Annotated in this window: 19 protein-coding genes; 18 read left to right on the forward strand and 1 reads right to left on the reverse strand. The window is 29.3% G+C overall.

Annotation, left to right across the window (positions count from 1 at the left end; translation table 11 throughout):
- Positions 1–3: 3 nt before the first annotated feature.
- Complete coding sequence (gene flgK, locus CLTEP_RS06185) at positions 4–1,890, forward strand: flagellar hook-associated protein FlgK (RefSeq protein ID WP_066824156.1); 1,887 nt, start codon at positions 4–6, stop codon at positions 1,888–1,890.
- Positions 1,891–2,048: 158 nt separating this feature from the next.
- Here flgK and CLTEP_RS06190 read toward each other — a convergent pair whose 3' ends face one another.
- A complete protein-coding gene (locus tag CLTEP_RS06190) occupies positions 2,049–2,414 on the reverse strand; it encodes a four helix bundle protein (protein WP_066824159.1) in 366 nt (121 codons plus the stop codon).
- Between the two features lie 214 nt (positions 2,415–2,628).
- Between CLTEP_RS06190 and flgL the strand changes: the two genes are divergently transcribed.
- From flgL to CLTEP_RS06275, 17 genes are all read left to right on the forward strand, one after another.
- Entirely contained in the window at positions 2,629–3,615 is a 987-nt protein-coding gene (gene flgL / locus CLTEP_RS06195) for a flagellar hook-associated protein FlgL (RefSeq protein ID WP_066824162.1), read from the forward strand.
- Positions 3,616–4,130: 515 nt separating this feature from the next.
- Positions 4,131–4,559: a flagellar assembly protein FliW gene (gene fliW / locus CLTEP_RS06200; protein ID WP_066824164.1), complete on the forward strand. Its 429-nt coding sequence runs from the start codon at positions 4,131–4,133 to the stop codon at positions 4,557–4,559.
- 2 nt (positions 4,560–4,561) lie between these two features.
- Complete coding sequence (csrA, locus tag CLTEP_RS06205; protein ID WP_066824170.1) at positions 4,562–4,792, forward strand: carbon storage regulator CsrA; 231 nt, start codon at positions 4,562–4,564, stop codon at positions 4,790–4,792.
- 41 nt (positions 4,793–4,833) lie between these two features.
- Positions 4,834–5,199 (forward strand): flagellar protein FlaG, encoded by a 366-nt coding sequence (locus tag CLTEP_RS06210; protein WP_066824172.1) that lies wholly within the window; start codon positions 4,834–4,836, stop codon positions 5,197–5,199.
- Between the two features lie 525 nt (positions 5,200–5,724).
- The gene (locus CLTEP_RS06215; RefSeq protein ID WP_066824174.1) at positions 5,725–6,030 is read left to right on the forward strand and encodes a hypothetical protein; all 306 of its coding nucleotides are present in this window, start codon (positions 5,725–5,727) and stop codon (positions 6,028–6,030) included.
- Between the two features lie 9 nt (positions 6,031–6,039).
- The gene (gene fliS / locus CLTEP_RS06220) at positions 6,040–6,441 is read left to right on the forward strand and encodes a flagellar export chaperone FliS (RefSeq protein ID WP_066824176.1); all 402 of its coding nucleotides are present in this window, start codon (positions 6,040–6,042) and stop codon (positions 6,439–6,441) included.
- Between the two features lie 283 nt (positions 6,442–6,724).
- Entirely contained in the window at positions 6,725–8,638 is a 1,914-nt protein-coding gene (fliD, locus tag CLTEP_RS06225; protein WP_066824179.1) for a flagellar filament capping protein FliD, read from the forward strand.
- A gap of 31 nt (positions 8,639–8,669) precedes the next feature.
- The gene (locus CLTEP_RS06230; protein WP_066824181.1) at positions 8,670–9,002 is read left to right on the forward strand and encodes a flagellar protein FliT; all 333 of its coding nucleotides are present in this window, start codon (positions 8,670–8,672) and stop codon (positions 9,000–9,002) included.
- 110 nt (positions 9,003–9,112) lie between these two features.
- A complete protein-coding gene (locus CLTEP_RS06235) occupies positions 9,113–9,931 on the forward strand; it encodes a flagellin N-terminal helical domain-containing protein (protein WP_066824183.1) in 819 nt (272 codons plus the stop codon).
- Between the two features lie 117 nt (positions 9,932–10,048).
- Positions 10,049–11,851 carry a motility associated factor glycosyltransferase family protein gene (locus CLTEP_RS06240; RefSeq protein WP_066824186.1) on the forward strand — a complete coding sequence of 601 codons (1,803 nt, stop codon included), beginning with the start codon at positions 10,049–10,051 and terminating at the stop codon, positions 11,849–11,851.
- Positions 11,852–11,888: 37 nt separating this feature from the next.
- Positions 11,889–12,239, forward strand: a complete 351-nt coding sequence (locus tag CLTEP_RS06245; RefSeq protein ID WP_066824188.1) for a DUF8042 domain-containing protein — start codon at positions 11,889–11,891, stop codon at positions 12,237–12,239.
- 12 nt (positions 12,240–12,251) lie between these two features.
- The gene (locus CLTEP_RS06250; protein WP_084364705.1) at positions 12,252–13,490 is read left to right on the forward strand and encodes a motility associated factor glycosyltransferase family protein; all 1,239 of its coding nucleotides are present in this window, start codon (positions 12,252–12,254) and stop codon (positions 13,488–13,490) included.
- Between the two features lie 75 nt (positions 13,491–13,565).
- Positions 13,566–13,784 (forward strand): acyl carrier protein, encoded by a 219-nt coding sequence (locus CLTEP_RS06255; RefSeq protein WP_066824190.1) that lies wholly within the window; start codon positions 13,566–13,568, stop codon positions 13,782–13,784.
- Positions 13,784–15,433, forward strand: a complete 1,650-nt coding sequence (locus tag CLTEP_RS06260) for an HAD-IIIC family phosphatase (RefSeq protein WP_066824193.1) — start codon at positions 13,784–13,786, stop codon at positions 15,431–15,433. Before CLTEP_RS06255 ends, CLTEP_RS06260 begins: the two co-directional genes overlap by 1 nt.
- Positions 15,430–15,756, forward strand: coding sequence for a VOC family protein (locus tag CLTEP_RS06265; protein WP_066824196.1), 327 nt, complete (start codon positions 15,430–15,432; stop codon positions 15,754–15,756). The genes CLTEP_RS06260 and CLTEP_RS06265 overlap by 4 nt, the downstream gene beginning before the upstream one ends.
- Before the next feature lie 125 nt (positions 15,757–15,881).
- Positions 15,882–16,730 carry an AAC(3) family N-acetyltransferase gene (locus CLTEP_RS06270; protein ID WP_242863877.1) on the forward strand — a complete coding sequence of 283 codons (849 nt, stop codon included), beginning with the start codon at positions 15,882–15,884 and terminating at the stop codon, positions 16,728–16,730.
- 30 nt (positions 16,731–16,760) lie between these two features.
- Positions 16,761–18,065: a DUF4910 domain-containing protein gene (locus CLTEP_RS06275; protein ID WP_066824199.1), complete on the forward strand. Its 1,305-nt coding sequence runs from the start codon at positions 16,761–16,763 to the stop codon at positions 18,063–18,065.
- The last annotated feature ends 6 nt before the right edge of the window (positions 18,066–18,071 follow it).

The raw sequence follows: 18,071 nt of genomic DNA on the forward strand, positions 1-18,071 counted from the left end.
TAGATGTCAAGTTTATTTTCGATTTTTAATATTTCTACGAGAGGACTGTCTACGCAACAAAAGGCAATAGGGGTAACATCTCATAATATAGCAAATGCAAATACGGAAGGTTATTCTAGACAGAGAGCTGTTATAGAAACGACAAGACCGTTTGATATGCCAAGTATGAATAGCTATATAGGACCGGGTCAAGAAGGAACTGGGGCAACTGTTAAGATAATCAACAGAATAAGGGATGAATTTTTAGATTATCAGGTTAGAAATGAGAACAGTACATTAGGTAAGTACGAAGCAAGAAATAAATTTTTGAGTGAAATAGAAAATATCTTTAATGAACCTTCGGATTCAGGACTTTCGACGTTGGTAGGTAAATTCTTTGATGCATGGCAACAATTATCTAAACAGCCTCAAACGTCAAATGCACGAACAGTTGTAGCAAATCAGTCAGCAGCATTAGCAGATGAGTTAAATCATACATACAATCAATTCAAAAAACTAAAAGGAAATACTCAAATGCAAATAAAGCAGACTGTTTTTGAAACAAATAATATATTGAATCAGTTAGATCAGTTAAATCAACAAATAATTGGTGTTAAAGTTGCAGGTCAAGAGCCTAACGATTTGATGGATAGAAGAGATTTGCTATTAGATAAATTGAGTAAGGTTATGAATATTAATATTTCTAAAAGAGAATTTTATTCAGTTGATGTGAATCCAGAGGAAGTTGATGGTGTTCCTAGCAGTGGAGAAAAATTGCTTATAAGAAAAGAACCTAACTATGCTATTAGCAGATTTTCATATATTAGTGCGATAAGTACTACCAATGATTATAAAACAATTACTATTGAATATCTTAAAAATGGTAATTCAGATGATCCAGGAAATAAAATTACATTAGATATTAGTTCTATATCAAATGAAGATGAAAGAAAAGAAATATTCAAACAAATCGATGAAACAAGAGTGCTGTGGAGCAGAGAAGACGGTACAGCATATACTGATGGTTTAGAAGTAGAGATTTCTAGTAAAGAACAACTGAAGGAAAAATTAGGATTGTTTGTTCCTGCTAGAGGGGAATTTAAAGGTTATATGTCTGTTCAAAATGATGTAGACAAATATGTTAGTCAGCTAAATAAACTAGCAAAGGCTATTGCATTCGCAGTTAATGCTGTTCACAGTGGAATAGTTGATGCTAAAAATCCAGGTGGACATACTAATCCTGTTCAACCACCTGATACAGATTATATGCCTTTCTTTGTGAATAAAGATATAGCTAAATATGATGTTAATAGTGGCAGCATTTCCAATTTGGGAAGTGTGTTATCAGGAGAGTCTGAAATTACAGCAGGGAATATTTCGGTTAATGAAGAAATACTAAAAGATGTTATGAAAATCAAAACAAGGACTAATGATGATAAATTCGCGTATGAAGCTGATAACAATATAGATGGTGAAACAGATGGAAACAGAGCACTTGCAATAGCTCAGTTAAGAGATAAGCTTTATGGAATACAAAATGTTACTGATACAATGGATAGAAAAACTTTCATTGAAAACCTAACGGGTAATGTTAGACCAGCTTCTTTAGTGGATGATGGAACGGGAGTAAAAACGATAAAGAGCAACATAAATGGAATGAAGATTGACAGTTATTTTAAGGACATTATAGATGAATTAGGAGTACAAGAACAGGAAGCAAAGAGAATTGTTAAGAATCAAAATGATTTGTTAGCAGGCTTTCAAGAATCAAAAGAATCTATTTCTGGTGTGTCATTAGATGAAGAAATGGCAAATATGATTCAATATCAACATGCATATCAAGCAAATGCAAAAATCGTTTCAGTGGTGGATCAACTTTTAGATGTGGTCATTAATGGACTGGTGAGATAAGAACTATTAAGGTTGACAACTTAAACACCTGAATTTGTAAAAAATAAGATTGCTAGATTATTAGAGTGCTAGGCGGCTAGAGAAGATGCATTACTTGATAGTTATTTTCTTTTTAATAGACAATATTTAATGATTGTTTACTAGTTAATTCATTAGCTTTATTGGTGATTTCTCTTATTATTTTTTATTATTGTACTTAAGATTCGTATGATTTCTGATATATCTTTGATTAGTGAATTGCCGACTTCTTGTTCTATATAGTTAGAATAAATTAATAGTTTCAACCAATAATGTGCTTCACTAGCTTCTTTTAAAGAAATGTATAATTTTGAGACATAGTCTTTATTACTCTGAGCATTGAAACTTTCGCTTAAGTTTGCACCTATACTTGTTCCACTACGTAGAAGTTGTTTAGACATAATGAATTCTTTCTTTTGATAAACTAGTATTCTATATATATCAATTATTTCTAGAGAAAATTTAAAACATTTTTTATATATAATGCTATTGTTTTCTGTTATCATGAATATACCTCCGTATATCTAAATTATTAACAAAACAACTTATAATTAATCAGCTAAATAAAAATTTTTATATAGTAACAAATTTTTATTTGGTTTTGCTACAAGCAAAACATCCTTTACTAGCATTCTAGTACACTGGAATACTAGCACTCTACATTGCGTTTATTTGGTTTTACTTGGGTTTTGAATGATAACTTGATGAGAGGTGAGATTAGTGCGCGTAACAAACAAGATGCTTTCAAACAGTTTTTTAAGGGATATGACTGCAAATATGGCTAATTTGCAGACTTTGCAGCAACAGATGACGTCTGGTAAGGAAATAAGAAAGCCTTCAGATGATCCATTCAAAGTAGCAAGAGCTATGCAGTTGCATACTGATATAAATACTAATAAACAATATAATGAAAACATAAACGATACGATAAATTGGCTTGACACAACAGATACGGCATTAGATCAAGCTGGTAATGTACTTAAAAGAGTGCACGAGCTTTTAATATCAGCTGGAAATGGTGGATATAGTGATAGTGAGAGACAAGCTATAAAAGATGAAATTAATGAGAAAGTAGGAGAACTTTCTCAGATATTGAATACAAATTTTGATGGTAAATATATTTTTGGAGGTAGTAGAGGTACTACTAAGCCACTTGATGCAGTACATGATGGCAATAATGTTAAATTGGTATACTTTAAAAAAGGTGGAGGAGAGCTAAATTCCACTGATCCAGAGTACAACATGATATCTCAAAAATTAAATGTTGAGATATCTCAAGGTGTTACAATGAAGTACAATGTAACTGCTTCGGAAATATTAGAATTTAAAGATAAAAACGGTAATTCAAAAGATTTAAGAACTATATTAAAAAACATTGTGGATCATTTAGATAGTAATCCTGGACCTTCAGGAAGTAGCAATCCAGTAGATGATTTAACAGATGGCGATTTAGAAGATATAAAATCTGCAATTAGTAATCTATTGAAGGTACGTTCAGAAGTTGGAGCTATGCAGAACAGAATGGATAGTGCAAAAGAAAAGAATGAAGAAGAAAACTTTAATATGACAGAAATACTGTCAAAAACAGAAGATATAGATATTACTAAAAAAACAATGGAATATGCAACAATGCAAACAGTATACATGGCTTCACTGCAAACAAGTGCTAGAGTACTACAACCATCGCTTATAGACTACTTAAGGTAAAATAAGTTCAGAGAATAATGAATAGTGAATAGGGAATAGTAAAGGTTGAAATTGCGTAGCAATTTCTTCAAATAATAAGAGTGCTAGTTTTCTAGTCGGCTAGTTGCTAGTTGATGATGAAATCGTTACACGATTTCCTTAATAAAGAGTGCCAGTTGACCAGTTTGCTAGTATCTAGCTACTAGATAAGTGATAAGTATATAGTAATCAAGTTACAAATTTGCACTAGCAGTCTAGCAGACTGGCAAACTTGCTTCATTTCTAGCACCTAAAACAGATACTGGTATACAAATGGTAAATCTGTGCTGGAGATTAGAGATTAAACTAAAGTTGCCAATTGCCAAAGCAGATTGTGACTTTGATGAATATTAATACCTAAAACTATATTCTTAACTAGATGTTATCTTTCAAGTCACAAATTTGTATTCAGAACTGATGACTGGTGACTGGAGATTAGAGACTAAATTGTAGTTCCTAGTACCTACATTACGGAAGTGTTTGGAGATGATATAAGAATGAAATTTGAAACAAAATACCATGGTACCATACAATTTAATGAAGATGAAATAATTTATTTCAAAAATGGACTTCCTGGTTTTGAAGAATTAAAAAAATTTATTATATTGCCAGTTGAAGATAACGAGTTTTTTAATATACTTCATTCCACAGAAAATAATGAAGTAGGTTTTATTGTAGTTTCTCCTTTTAATGTAGTAAAGGATTATGAGTTCGATTTAAATGAAGACAAGCTAAAACAATTGAAGATTAGAGATTACAGTCAAGTAAGTGTATATAATACAGTAACATTGAATTCGAATATAAAAAAGATAACTGTAAATTTAAGAGCTCCTATCATAATAAATATTGAAGAAAAACTTGGAGAGCAGGTTATACTAAATGATAGCAGATATTTGATTAAGCATCCTTTGATTAAGGAGGAATAAAGATGCTCGTAATAAAGAGAAAAAAGGGAGAAGCTATTAAGATAGGAGATAATGTAGAAATAACTATCGTTAAGATTGAGGAAGGTGCCGTTAAGATAGCAATAGATGCTCCAAAAGAAGTATCTATACTGAGGAAAGAATTGATTAAAGAAGTAACAGATGAAAACAAAAGCGCAGTTAAATATGATATTGCTATGCTTAAAAGTTTCAGAGAAAAACTAAAGAACGATTAAGGGGGGGGATTTTCAGAATATTCTATGGGGGATTATGTATTATGGATATAAATAAAATAAGTTGTGTTAGTGGAAATATTAATAGTAATCAATATGTGGATGATAAAGCTATTGCTACAAATGCTAACATAGTTAACAATAGTGATGGATTAAATGGTGTAGATGATGATACAAAAAAATACTCTGAAAAAGATGTGAAATATGCAGCAGACATATTGGATAAGATTTTAGAGAAAAATAAATCGCATATAGAAATAGAAAGACATAAGGTTTTTAATGATTTGATAATTAAAATAGTTGATGATAAAACAAAACAGGTTATAAAGGAGATACCCCCTGAAAAGATCCTAGACATGGTGGCTCAGATGTGTAAAATGGTTGGAGTCATATTAGATGAAAAAGCGTGAGTAGGTTCAGTGAATAGTGAATAAGGAATAGAGAATAGTAAAGGTTGAAATTGCGTAGCAATTTCTTGAATTGAGATTGCTAGTTTTTCAGTGGACTAGTGTGCTAGTTAATGATGAAATCGTTGCACGATTTTTTAAAAGAGTTTGCCTGTTTTCTAGTATGCTAGTTGATGTCTAAATTACTCTGCAATTTCCAAAAATAGGGAAACAGTTGCTAGTTTATAAAATTTGGTATTCGAAATTCAAATTTGTACTAGCAGTCTAGCCAAATAGTAATCTAGCATTCTTGCTTTAATCCCTGGTATATTGTTTTACCGTCTAGTTTCTAGTACCTAATTTTTAAGCAGATATCAAATTTGCACTAGCCCTCTAGCAACATGGCAGACTAGCAAACTTGCTTTGTTTCCTAGCACCTAGCACCTGTAAACAGATACTGGTTCTCAAGTCACAAATTTCTGATGGGGATTAGAGACTGGTGATTGGAGATTCTAGCACCTAGTACCTAAAAAAGGGGGAGCGTATTCTATGGAGTACAGACTTAACAAAGTAGATATTGAAATAAGGGATAGAGTGAAAAAAACTACAAAGTCGGGTATTGTCCATAGCAAGAAGGAAATCGAAGTTGATTCGGAACAAAATAGGAAGAAGAAAGACAAAAACAGTAGTAATAGAAATAACTACACTGAGGAATTCTTTTCTGGCAAAGCTTCTAAAATCACAGTAGAAGCAATAAAGGAAATTGAATACAAAAACATAGAAATTGATGCATTTAAAGAATCTATAAATGATAACGATATTAAAGAAGGAATACTTTTAGATATTAGAAAGTAGGTGAAATTCATGACAACAGGATATGGTAATGCTTACAATGTTTACAAGAATAACAGCGTTAATTATGCCTCTAAAGAACAACTTCTTCTTATGCTTGTTGATGGTGCAGTTAAATTTTCAAAAATTGCTAGACAAGCTATTGTGGATAAGGATATACCAAAAGCACATAATAACATAACAAGAACGCAGGATATATTTTATGAGCTTATGGCAAGTTTGAATGTAGAAGCAGCAGGTGAATGGGGACAGCAGTTGATGAGCATATATGACTTTATAGTAAGAAGACTTACAGATGCAAATATTAAGAAGGATTTAAAAGTAATTGATGAAGTTATTCCACTTATTGAAGAAATAAGGGATATGTGGTATGAGGCAGAAAAACTATCTAAAAATAAAGAACAACTTAAGTAGAGAATAGTGAATAGAGAATAAGGAATAGTAAAGGTTGAAATTAGACTGCCAGTTATCAGTTTGCTAGTAAGCTAGTTAACGACGAAATCGTTACACGATTTCTTATGCAATATAAAAAACAGTTGCTAGTTATAAGTGGATAGTAATCAAGTTGCAAATTTGCACTAGCCCTCTAGTAGCCTGGTCGACTAACAAACTTGCTTTAATTCCTAGTCCCTATCTTTAGTGGGTGTGGTTTTTTAGTAAAAATATAAATTAAAATAGCAATTGGGGGTGAATAAAAATGAGTGATATAAGTGGAGTAAGTAGCAGTAATATGCTTAGAATAACTGGACTTGCAACTGGTTTAGATACTGATGATATGGTAAAAAAAATGGTTATGCCATATAAAGTTAAGGTAAATGCTATAAAACAGGACAAACAAATTATAGAATGGAAGCAGGAAGCATATAGGGATATAATAAACGATTTAAAATCGTTTAATGATAAGTATTTTGATGTTCTTAGTGATAACTATATTTTATCTCCAAACAAATTTGCAGGCTTTGATGTAACAACTAGCAATTCATCTATTGCAAATGCGACAGCATTAGCTGGAGCAAAAGAAGGAGATTACACAGTTGATGTAGCACAACTTGCTAAAAAAGCTCAAGTCGATGGTGTTAGTTTAAGAATAAATGGAAATGAAAGTTTAGGGTTTACAGATACTAACTGGAAAAATAATGTTATTGAATTCGATATCGGTGGTACAACTAGTCAAATAAACCTTAAAAATACCGATATGACAGTTGAACAAAGAGTGAACGATATAAATGATAAAATTGCTCAAAACAGTAGTTTGAATGGTAAAGTATATGCTGTTGTTTCTAATGGAAAAATAAAGTTTAATACAGTAACAACCAATACAGTAAAAATAACATCAAATTCGACGGTTGCTTCAGATTTGGATAATTTAAAAAATAAAGTATTAAATCCTACAGCTGCTACAAAGCTTTCAGATTTGAATACTTCTATATCAGGCACAGTGAGTATGCAAATATCATATGGTGGAACGACAAAGACAATAACTATTGATGATGCTGAGAATAAAACCATTAATGATGTTATTCAGCAGATTAATTCAGATACAGATGGAAATGTTATTGCTAGTTTTAGTGAATTAACAGGAAAGTTTACACTTGAAACAAGTAATTATGGTAGTGCAGCATCAGTTAAAATAGATAACATTGATGCCTCTTTAAGTTCAGCAATAGGTTTATCTTCTATGGCTAGTGCAAATTATGGGCAAGATGCTGTTGTAAAGATAACACCACCGGGAGCAACAAGTGCAACAGAAGTAACAAGAGCAAATAATAATTTTATTATAGATAATGTTAAGTATGATATAAAAGATATTGGAACAACATCTATTACGGTTTCTTCGAATGTAGATGATGTTTATGACAAAGTAAAAGGTTTTATAGATAAGTATAATAAAATTATTGGTAAAATATCCAAGAAGTTAGAAGAAAAGAAAAGTTATAGCTATAAACCACTAACAGATGAACAAAAGAAAGACATGTCAAAGGATGATATAAAGAAGTGGGAAGATAAAGCTAAGGAAGGTATACTTAAAAATGATAATGTTCTTGAAAATATGCTTACATCTTTAAGAAGAGCATTTTTTGATTCTGTTGAAGGTGCAGGAATAAATTTTTCTAAGAAGGAGATTGGGCTTGATACATCATCTGATGTAATTGAAAGAGGCAAAATTATAATTTCTGATGAAACAAAATTTAAAGAGGTATTGAAAAATAAAGGGCAACAGATATTAAATTTATTTGTAAAAAAATCAGATTCACAACCAACATATTCAAGAACGTTATCAAGTAGTGAAAGGTCTGAGAGATATTCAGAAGAGGGTATTTTCCAGAGAATAAATGATATTATACAAGATAATATTAGTACATTTCGTGATAATAATGGAAATAAAGGGGCGTTACTGCAGAAAGCTGGAATAAAAGATGATACATCATTTATAAATAATCTGCTTACAAAACAAATTGAAGAAAAAAATAAGTTAATAAAGGAATTAAATAAAAAGATGGCAGATAAAGAGAACTATTATTATAAAATGTTTTCAAAATTAGAAGTTGCTATGAACAGAATGAATGCACAATCTGATTGGCTAGCACAACAACTTGGTGGAGGTATGTAGTAACTATAATAACATATTGGGATGATGAATAATGTTAAAAGTAATGTTACAACAGTATAAAGAATTAACTTTAAAGTGTATAGACGCAGTTAATGAAAAGGAATTTGATAATTTGCTGTGTTATTTAGATAAAAGGCAAGAATTGATAGAAAATATTAGTGATATGAGCTATTCGAATAAAGAATTTAAATATATATGTATTCATCTAGATATTCTTGAATTAGATAAAAAACTAAAAGAAATGGTTGTAAGGGAAAAGCTAGAAATAAAATCACGTATAAATGGTTTAACAAGATCAAAAAAAGCTTATTCTTCCTACAATGGTAAATCAAATAATATGTCAATATTAAAAAAAATGATATAATTTTTTTAAATAAATATAAAGTTATAATGATTTATTTCGATATAAATTATAACAACAAAATAAAGTGGTGAAAAAGGAGTTTCACCTAAAAATTCAAGGAGGAATATATTATGAGAATTAATCACAATTTAAATGCAATGAATGCACACAGAAACATGATGGTTAATACTGTAAAATCAGGAAAGGCAATGGAAAAATTATCTTCAGGTTTAAGGATTAACAGAGCTGGAGATGATGCAGCAGGACTAGCTATTTCTGAAAAAATGAGAGGACAAATAAGAGGGTTAAATCAAGGAGAAAGGAATGCTCAAGATGGTATTTCTTTAATCCAGACTGCTGAGGGAGCTTTGAATGAAACTCATAGCATTCTTCAAAGAATGAGAGAGTTGTCAGTTCAGTCATCAACAGCAACAAATACAAGTGCTGATAGAAAAGCATTGGCTTCAGAGTTTAATCAATTAAGGGACGAAATTACGAGAATAGGAACTCAAACAGAGTTTAATACTAAGAAACTTTTGTCAGGTTCTTTTAAGAGTAGTGCTTTAAAATTCCAAGTTGGTGCTAATAAGGGTCAGACAATCGACTTAAAAATCAACGACATGACTGCAAAGGGATTAAAGATTAGTAGTGCAAATATAGGAACAGCTAGTGGTGCTGGTAATGCAATTACAACGATTAATACTGCGATTGCAACGGTTTCAAGTGAAAGAGCAACTCTTGGTTCAGTTCAGAACAGATTGGAGCATACTATAAACAATTTAAGTACTGCGTCAGAAAATTTACAAGCATCTGAAAGTAGAGTAAGAGATGTAGATATGGCTAAAGAGATGATGAACTTCTCTAAAAATAATATTCTTAGTCAGGCTGCACAGGCTATGCTTGCTCAAGCAAATCAACAACCACAAGGTGTGCTTCAGTTATTAAGATAGTAATAATACATAAGAGGGACAGAAAATAATTTCTGTCCCTCTTATGTATTATTAAAGTGTTTATCAAAATTTACGATAACAAGTGATATGAGTATAAAAAATTGTGGAGGAATTAAAATGAACCAAGTGACTAAAGATTTGATTGATACTTTTAAGAAATATCCATTAGAAAATAATGAGGATTATATATTAGAACAGAGTAAAGATAATAGAAAAGTATTAAGAGTAAAAAAGAATGGTAGATTTGTTTATATAGGAAGTAGATATAACGTTCAGAGAGATATTGATAAGTTTATGAGTAATTTAGCTAATATTAATTCAGAGAGTATAATTATAGTTTTTGGATTTGGAACAGGGGAACATATTTTACAATTGATGAAAGAATTAACCTGTACTAATAAGATTATTATTATTGAACCAGATGAAAAGATTTTATTAAAGAATATATTGTATAATCAGTATATTAATAAAATATTTGCAGATGATAGAGTCATTGTTTTTAATTCTATGGAGTTAGATTTAAATCAATTTTTACATTACAATATCGATGATGTACACATTAATAACATAGAGTTAGCTACTTATGCCAACTATGATAAATTATATACAGAAGAATATAATTTATTTTATGAAAACTTTATTGATTTTATAAATGAAAGAGCTATAAATTTGAATACTGCTTTATATCACACACACCATTTTTTTGAATCATATATAAATAATATTAAAATAGTATTACACAGTACTATAATTAATAACTTCAAAGAGAAGTTTAAAGGGGTACCTGCTATAGTTGTGTCTGCTGGTCCTTCTTTAGAGAGAAATATACACTTATTAAAAGATTTTCAAGATAAATTTTTAATTATAACTGGAGGAAGGACTTTAAAAACTTTAATTGATATTGGTATTAGACCGGATTTTGTATGTGTTATAGATCCAGGAGAAGGTTCTTATAAAGTTATTGAAAAAGCAATTGATAGTGATGTTCCTTTAGTTTTTGAAGAAGTGAGTAATTACAAGGTCACTAGAGAATATTCAGGTAAAAAAATATTTTTTAGTGATATTGATTTTATTGGTATAACTGAAGAATTGCTAAAATGCAAAGTAGATGTATTGTTGCAGGGGGGTTCTGTGGCTCATGTATGTGCAAGTTTAGCTGTTTATTTAGGGTGTAATAATATTATTTTTGTTGGACAAGATTTTGCCTATACTAATGATAGATATCATGCCGATATCGCAAGTTTAGGTAATGAGAATACTATTGCAACTGGAACTAAATATATTTATGTAGATGATGTATATGGAAACAAAGTTCGTACATCACAGGTATTGGATATTTATAGAAAACAGATGGAAAAAATAATAAAGCAGTATCCTTTGGTTAATTTTGTTAATAGCACAGAAGGGGGGGCAAATATAAAAGGAACTATAGTTAAACCACTGAAAGAATCTATAGAAAAATATGCAGTAAAAGTTCCATTAAATAAGAACATTGATAACTTACTAAATAAATCTTCTTCAATAGATAAGAAAATTGTAATAGAAAATCTTAACAAGATTAGTTTAGCCATGGATAGGGTGGAGATATTATCATTTAAAGCTATAAAGTATACTACTATGATGTACGATTATTATGATGGAAAGATTTTTTCTAATATTGATTACATTATTGGTAAGTTAGATAAAATAGACAATGAGTTAGATATAGAAGTAAAAAAAGTAAAGATCCTAAAGAAATTATATGTACCTTTAGTTGCCCGTATCATGACTGATTTGACTTACAAAGGTAAACAGGATGAAACAGAAAGAGAAAAAGGTAAGAGGATTGCGACAAAGAATCGAGAATTATACAAGGGATTAAATAAGATTATGAAAGAATCAAAGAAATATATTGAAGATCTTATAAAAGAGTTAATGTAAAAAATAATAATTGTAAACTAAACGGGAGGAATAGATAGTGAGTGATACATTTGAAACCTTGAATATGGTAAGAGATTATATAGAGAATTTAATAAATGGTATACAAAAAGCAGTAGTTTTTTTTCAATCAGGGGAAGAAAAAAAAGGAGCTGAACTTTTAGTACCTATTATAGATGGCATAGAATGGATTAACGAGGCTATAATTGTTACAAAAGATGTTCATAAAGGGAAAATTACATTGGATGGTATGAATGATATGTTAAAAGAAATAGTGGAAGCTTTTCAAAATCAAGATTTTGTTTTGATTGGAGATTTGTTTGAATATGAAATAATACCTGCAATCAAAGAAATTGAAAATGAAATCATTGAAATTACAACATATAATTAGGAGCAAAGTAATATGAAGGATATGTTTGGCAGAAATATTGAGTTTATAGATACCAAGGAAAATAATTTAACAATAAATGTAAATAGTATATTACTTCATAGTAAGTATTATCCAATCAAAGAATCCAAAGTATTTATAGATAATCATATTGGTCTTGTTAAGAATAAAGATGTGATTGTAGTTTATGGATTAGGTATGGGATACCATATAATTGAATTACTAAATAGGGTTGATTCTAAATGTAAGATAAAAGTATTTGATTTAGACGAAGAACTATTTAAGTTAACTTCTCAAAAGGAAGTAATGAAAAAGGTATTAAAGGATACAAGAATTGAATTACATATAGGTGATTATAAGTTTTTTCAGCAATTTGCTAGAGCATTAGATAGAGTTGAGGATTTTATTTTACATAAACAATCGTTAAAAGTTTTACCTTCTAAGTATGATGATTTTAAAAATACTATTAACAGATTTCAGATTGCTAGAATTGCTGTAGATGAATTTAAGGATACTATGGATAAAAATTATAAATTAAATTGTAATGTAGTTCATAATAGAATTGAAGAATTTATAGAGCAAACTAGTCTTAATCATAAACCTATTTTACTTGTTTCAGCTGGACCATCTTTGGATATGGAAATTAATAATATTAAGTTAGTTAAGGGTAAAGTAATTATATTTGCAGTTGCTAGAGTATTAAAGAATCTTTTAAAAAAGGGTATTGAACCAGATATGATTTGTATAATTGATCCACAAGATGTTGTATATTATAATCAGATAAAAGGATATGAGAATTTAGATATACCATTATGTTTTTTAAGTACTGCGAATCATAAGGCAGTTAAAAGCTATAATGGGCCTAAGTATATGTTTTATAATCATAAAATTGGAAATAACCTAGTTATTGATACTGGAAAATCAGTTGCAACAGCGATAATGAGTATAGCTATAAAATGTGGAGCTGATACGATTATGTTAGTGGGGCAGGATTTGGCTTTCGTAAATAATAAAACTCACTGTGGAGATTATGAAGGTAATAAAATTAAAACTAAAGAAAATTTATATAAAAAGGTCATGTCAGTTAATGGTGAAATGCTCAATACTACAGATGGACTTCTATATTTTAAATATTGGATTGAGAATACAATTTGTAAAAATAAAGATATTAGATTTATAAATTGCAGCAAAGGAGCAAGAATAAAAGGAACATATGAAATGGAACTTTTGGATGCAATATCGAAATATTGCTGATATATAAATAGAAGCTTAATGCTAAATTAGAAGATTACTTTTTTAATGAATAATTGCTTTGAGAGGAGTAGTAATATGGAAGAATTAATAAATATAATTGCCGATGTTTTAGGCATCGATAAAAAAGATATAACAATAAATTCAAGAAGGGATGAGATAGAAGAGTGGGATTCTCTTGCACATATACAAATAATTGCTGAAATAGAAGAGCAGTTTGATGTTAATTTACCTTTTGAAAAGGTTGCTGAAATAGAGGAAATATCGGAATTTCTTAAGTATATTGAGGTGGTATAGTGAAGATTGCGATTTTATCAAATATTAATGTAGATACATTGATAAGAAGAATTTCAAAAAAACATGAAGTGTACTTATGTAATGGATATGGTAATTGGGTCCGTGAATTAATAGATTTGGATTCAAGAATGTATTCTTTTGCACCTGAAAATGTTTTTTTACTTCTAGATGGGGAAGAACTTTTTAAAGAAATAAATAGTGTTGAAATGTGTGAAAATGAAGTTAAAAGTTATTTTGATTATATTGAAAATAGTATTAAAAGCAATCCTTCTAAGATATATTTTGTTTCTAATATTGATTTACCACATAAAAAGATTCAGTCACTCAAAGAAACGCGAGTTGAAAGATTTATAGAATATTTGTGGTATAAAAATTTATGTAGGTTAAATGATGAGTATGATAATTTCTACATATTTGATTTAAAAAAAATAATTGAAGAACTAGGAAGAAATAAGTTTTATTCATCTAAACTATGGTATCTTGCAGGTATAAAATTTTCTGCTTTGGGTGAAAAGTTAATACAAAAAGAAATCGAAAAGTATATATATGCTCAAAAGAGCAAAAAGAAAGCATTGATTTTAGATTTAGATAATACTCTTTGGGGGGGAGTAATTGGTGAGGTAGGTATTGAGGGGGTTTCTTTATCGGATTTTAAAGAAGGTGCTAGATATAGAGATTTTCAGAAAAGAATCAAAGAAATGAAGAATTTAGGTGTAATACTTATGATTGTATCTAAAAATAATTATGAGGATGCTATAGAAATGTTTGAAAAACATCCTAATATGGTATTAAGTGTAGAGGATTTTGCAGCAGTCAAAATAAATTGGAATTTGAAGTCGCAAAATATTATAGAATTATCACAGGAATTGAATATTGGATTAGATTCTATGGTTTTTATAGACGATAGTCCTATTGAAAGAGAAAATGTATCTAGTATGGTATCTCAAGTTGATGTGCCTGAGTTTCCAAGTGATACTTCAAAACTAGAAGAATTTATAAATAAAGTGTATTTTGAGTATTTTTTTACACTAAACACTTTGGATGAAGACAAAAATAAAACTAAAATGTATAGAGAGAATTTTGAAAGAGAAAAAGCTAAAAAAAATGCGATTAGTTTATCAGAATTTTTACAGAATCTTCAAACAAAAATAATAGTATCAAAAGCAGGTAAAGATGATGTTTTAAGGATTTCACAGCTGACACAAAAAACTAATCAATTCAATCTTACTACGAGAAGATATAGCAGTAATGATATTAAAAAGTTTATAAACTCATCTGATTATGATGTTTATGTTATAACAGTAAAAGATAAATTTGGTGATAATGGAAAAGTATCTGTCGTGATAGTTAAAAAGGATGAGAATAAAATAGCATATTTAGATACTTTTTTGCTTAGTTGTAGGGTTATGGGAAGAAATATAGAAAATGATATTATTAGTTATATTGAAGAAAAACTTAGCAAGGAAGGATACAGAAGATTGTATGCCTATTATATACCTACATTGAAGAATAAGCCAGTTGAAAATTTATTTGAGAAACTAGGATATACTTTGATTGAAAAATCAAGTGATGAAATTAAAAAGTATTATATTGATTTAAAAGATACAATTCGAAGAGAAAATAGTTATTCGGAGCTGATAGAAAAATGAATATAGATCATATAGGGTATATTGTTAAGGATATAGAAAAATCAATTTTAGAATTTGAATACCTTGGTTATAAGAGAGAAGATAAGACATTTAAAGATTTAAAAAGAAGAATTTATATTCAATTTATGAAAAATAATGGGCATAAAATTGAATTGGTTTCCCCTTTAGAAAAAGGTTCACCTATAGATGATATACTTAAAAGACAAGGGGAAGGTGCTTATCACATATGTTATGTGGTTGACGATATTTATGATAAGATTAGCCAATTAAAAGATAGAAAATATATTGTAATACAGATTCCACATGAAGCTATTGCTTTTTAAGGAAGAAAAGTTGCATTTTGTTTGAAAAAGGAATTGGGTTAATTTAGTTAGTTAAATGTGATTAGTGATTAGTGTAATATTTATAAGAAATTAAAAGTTAAATTGTTGAATAAGAGGTGATAAAAATGAGCCAAAATGGTTCTGTGAATATTTGTAGAAGTGAAAAATTATATGGTGAATGTGATAAGGATATGGTTTTACTTGAATATAATGGATTAAAGATAAGTATTGATGCTTTGAAAAATTCTCTTATTCAAGTTGGAATTAAATCAGGTGATTCGATTTTTGTACATTCCGACATTGGAGTTTTTGGAAAATTAGTTTTAAAAGATAGAAATAAATTATTAAGCTCATTTGTAAAAGCTATGAGAGAAACAATAGGTGAAGAAGGTAATATAATTATGCCGACTTTTTCTTATAGTTTTTGTAAAGGAGAAGTTTTTGATGTATGTAATACCAAAGGAACAGTAGGTGTTTTAAATGAGTTCTTTAGGAAACAAGACGGTGTAATGCGAACCATTCATCCGATTTTTTCTTCAGCGGTATATGGAAAAGACTCAGAATATCTATTAGATATAGATATGGATTCTTTTGGAAATGGATCTATATTTGCAAAATTGCATAAATTAAGAGGTAAAATTGTATTTTTGGGAGCAAGTTTTTCTAGTACATATCTTCATTACATAGAACAGAGTTATGGAGTACCTTATAGGTATATGAAAACTTTTAGAGGTAAAATAAAAAACATAGATAAATACTATGAGTGTGAATCTACTTTTTTTGTTAGGGATTTAAACAAAAATGTTATATTAGATACAACAAGATTAGAAAAATATTTATTAGATAATAGATTAATGAATAAAGTTTTATTAGGGAACGGTACTATATTGATGGTCGAAGCCGATGTTTTATATAATGAAGTTATGAAATTGCTGGATAAAGATATTCGGTTTCTTTTGAAGTCTGATAGGTAAAATATAGTTAAGTAACTTGGAGGAATAAAAATGGATAAGGATATATTGGAAATAAATGAAATTTCAGGTTCAAAAATGTATGATTTAATGAAAGAGTTGTATCCTATTTGCAGAAGCATAACGGGTGATGGAGTAAGACAAACTCTAAAAATTATTAGTAAGCATATACAACTAAGTATACACGAAGTTCCAACTGGTACAAAAGTTTTTGATTGGACAGTTCCTAAAGAGTGGAATATTAGAGATGCTTATGTTAAAAATTCTAAAGGCGATAAAGTTATTGATTTTAAGAAAAGTAATTTACATGTTTTGAATTATAGTATACCAGTGAATAAGAAACTGACTTTGGAAGAACTTAGGGAGCATTTATACACGCTACCTGAATATCCAGATTGGATACCATACTTAACATCCTATTATAATGAGAATTGGGGTTTTTGTTTATCTCAAAAGGATTATGATAAATTAAAGGATGATATGTATGAAGTTGTTATAGATTCTTCGCTTGAAGAGGGGTCACTTACTTATGGAGAATACTATATTAAGGGTGAAACAGAAGAAGAAGTTTTGTTTACTTGCTATGTTTGTCATCCTTCTATGTGTAATGATAACTTAAGTGGTATTGTTGTACTAACATATATTGCTCAAATTATAAGCAAATTGAAATTGAAGAAATCTTATAGGTTTTTATTTATTCCTGAAACCATAGGTTCAATAACGTGGCTAAGTAGAAATGAGAAAAATGTTTCAAATATAAAGTATGGATTGGTTGTTACATGTTGTGGAGACAATAATCCTGTATTATATAAAAAAAGTAGAATGGGAAATACTGAAATTGACAATATTGTGCAAAAAGTATTATTAGATTCAAAACAGAATTATACTATAAAGGAGTTTGTACCTTGGGGAAGTGATGAGAGACAATTTTGTTCGCCAGGATTTAATTTGCCAGTAGGATGCTTGACTAGAGGACTTTTTAGTGGTAATTTTGAAAAGTATCATACATCAGCAGATAATTTTGAATTGGTAAAACCTGAGTATTTAAAAGATACGTTAGAAAAGTGTATTGAAATTATATATGTTATTGAGAATAATGCTACCTACATAAATTTGAATCCTAAGTGCGAACCTCAGCTAGGCAAAAGAGGATTATATAGAGCAATTGGAAGTCAAAAAAAATTATTGACTAGTCATGCTGCAATGTTTTGGATATTAAATAAAAGTGATGGTAATAATAGCTTGCTAGATATTGCAAATCATTCAGGTTTAAGCTTTAGGGAAATTAAAAACACTGCTGATTTGTTAGTTAAAGAGAAATTATTAAAAGAAATTTAGTAGATA

The organism is Clostridium tepidiprofundi DSM 19306 (genome assembly GCF_001594005.1).
In the GTDB taxonomy this organism is placed as follows: domain Bacteria; phylum Bacillota; class Clostridia; order Clostridiales; family Clostridiaceae; genus Clostridium_AC; species Clostridium_AC tepidiprofundi.